The organism is Mycobacterium sp. IDUB_5 (assembly GCF_055419565.1).
Genome location: NZ_JBVAXX010000014.1, coordinates 1 through 740, shown reverse-complemented (window position 1 = coordinate 740; position 740 = coordinate 1). Strand labels below are relative to the sequence as shown.

The following is a 740-nucleotide window of genomic DNA, read 5'->3' as shown; positions in this document are numbered from 1 at the left end:
TTGCATGCGGCGGTGGCGGTTCTGTTGCGCCGGTTGGGTGCTGGCACCGACATCGTCGTCGGAACCCCGGTGGCCGGCCGCGACGACGCCGTCCTGGGTGACCTCGTCGGCTTGTTCGTCAACACGGTCGTGCTGCGCACCGAGGTCTCGGGTAACCCGACCTTCACTGAGCTGCTCACTCGCATCCGCACCGACGATCTCGACGCTTTCGCCCATACCGATCTGCCGTTCGACCGCATCGTTGAAGCCCTGAACCCTCCCCGCGTTCCCGGCCGCAACCCACTGTTCAACGTCTTCATCGCCCATCACAGAGACACCGACGACGACACCACGCTTTTCGGGCTCCCGATCCGATGGCACGAACACACCACCCAGTCGGCGATGTTCGACCTCGGCATGACGCTGACCGAACACCACGATGGCACCGCGACGCTGACCGTCGAGTACAGCGCCGACCTGTTCGACCGGGAAACGGTGCACACGCTCGGCGCGAGACTCGTGTCACTGTTCACCGAGATCGCTCGAGACTCGACGACCCGAGTCGGTGATCTGGAGCTGATCACGGCCGCCGAGCGGTCCGAGCTGGCAGCACGCAACGACACCGGTCATCCGATACCCGCGACCACGCTGGGCCATCTCGTCAGCGCACGCGCCGAGCACAGTCCGTGGGCTGTTGCGTTGTCGTTCGAGGGTGTCGAGGTCACCTACGCCGAACTCGACGCATGGTCGAACCGCTACGC

Annotated in this window: 1 protein-coding gene; it reads left to right on the top strand. The window is 65.1% G+C overall.

Annotated features, from left to right (window positions below; all coding sequences use genetic code 11):
- Window positions 1-12: 12 nt before the first annotated feature.
- The coding region (locus tag ACZY1G_RS27790) for a condensation domain-containing protein (RefSeq protein WP_463824161.1) at window positions 13-740 on the top strand (728 nt) is incomplete at its 3' end.